Here is a 1,356-nt window from a genome sequence, read left to right on the forward strand (position 1 = left end):
GAAAAAAGACAAGGCAAAGATTTAACTAAGTGGTCAAATCTTTATAAAATCAAAGATGAGTTAGGCGTCAGCATTTCTAATTTAACTTACCGTCTGCAAGAGTTTGGCTGGATTTATATTCCTAAAGAATCGATTTTGGCATCAATAAACAGCCTGCAAAATATTGAGCTTGCCATTCAATAGAATCAATCTTGCTGCCACTTGCACCCCGACAAACAAAAGGTTGTTCTGACTGATTTGGCGTTCCATAATTACCAAGGTCGAGTTCTAACTGCTTCACAGCTCCATCTGCTTCATCCTGATTAATATGTAGCACCCAATGACCAATTTCATGAGCAAGTGTTGATTCTTGAAAGCCTTGAGGCTTGTCTAAAATCTTTTCATTGAGTTCAATCAGTCGTTCTGTTGGTAAAATTCGGGCAGCGATCGCCCCCCCTTCGTCAGGAGGAATTTCATCCCAAACTACTCCCAAGTCTAAAAAATCAGCAACTAAAGAAGCTTCAAAAGGCCACCTGGGAGCAAAATTTGCGGTTTTATGCATTAGCCTGAGAATATCATTTGCCCGATGCTCAATCGACTCCTTGCGATAAAAGCAATACGGTTTGAGGATACTCACGGTTCATTCTCCCTCTGTTGCAGCTTGAGATATTGTTTGAGCGAATTCAGGATTTTCTTGCATTCGTCGGAACAATGCGAGCATCTCTTTTGGATTTTGCTTAAGAATCTCCTCATACTGTTGAGGAATTCTGCCAGCGAGGAAAATTAATTCCTCTTCATCCAAATCGAGATTCCTAGCTAACCCACGAATCACTTCTTCTTTTGGTGCATAGTCGGCGCGATCGTTTTCTAGCTTGGACAAATATGTAAAGTCCACTCCTAAGAATTTGGCCAACTCTCGTTGGGAATATCCTTTGTCTTTACGGGCCTGTCTAATTAACTTTCCAAAACTTTTTTCCACGGCTTTTACCTCCTAATAAGCATTGTAAGCAACTTTGACGAAAATTTCAACTTTACTCTTGACGATAAAATCAACTAGCGCTACAATAGATTTAGTTGAAAAAAAAGTCAACTTATGAGACACTACTGGTAAGGTTGAAAATTAAGTCAATTAAATTTAGGCTCTATATATGGAGTCATGCTCAAGTTGGCTAATTGTAAATTTATGAGAGTCTCAACAAGTACCGCTCACCTGGAGGATAGCATTATGCTGAGAACCTGGACAGATACACACTACAAATTGGAAGACGAAGACTGGCTGTATATTGCTACCCATGAAGAACAGAGTTCAGCTTCTCTTGTTTGCCCAGGGTATGCAAGAGACGTGGAAGGCTTCAGTATTCACTTTACTCCTGCTCA

The 1,356-nt window shown here is 40.1% G+C and carries 2 protein-coding genes and 1 pseudogene; 1 reads left to right on the top strand and 2 read right to left on the bottom strand.

The window, feature by feature from the left end; genetic code table 11:
• Window positions 1-183: ImmA/IrrE family metallo-endopeptidase (locus F6K13_RS33440; protein WP_375340698.1), on the top strand; the 183-nt coding region annotated here is incomplete at its 5' end.
• On the opposite strand, the pseudogene F6K13_RS33445 reads toward F6K13_RS33440, so the two are convergent.
• Window positions 125-616: pseudogene (locus F6K13_RS33445) on the bottom strand (ImmA/IrrE family metallo-endopeptidase); the annotation flags it as partial. The gene F6K13_RS33440 and the pseudogene F6K13_RS33445 overlap by 59 nt on opposite strands.
• Window positions 617-619: 3 nt before the next feature.
• Window positions 620-958 (bottom strand): RodZ family helix-turn-helix domain-containing protein, encoded by a 339-nt coding sequence (locus F6K13_RS33450; RefSeq protein WP_124147261.1) that lies wholly within the window; start codon window positions 956-958, stop codon window positions 620-622.
• Window positions 959-1,356 lie beyond the last annotated feature (398 nt).

The sequence above is a fragment of the Okeania sp. SIO2B9 genome (assembly GCF_010672505.1).
Classification (GTDB): domain Bacteria; phylum Cyanobacteriota; class Cyanobacteriia; order Cyanobacteriales; family Microcoleaceae; genus Okeania; species Okeania hirsuta.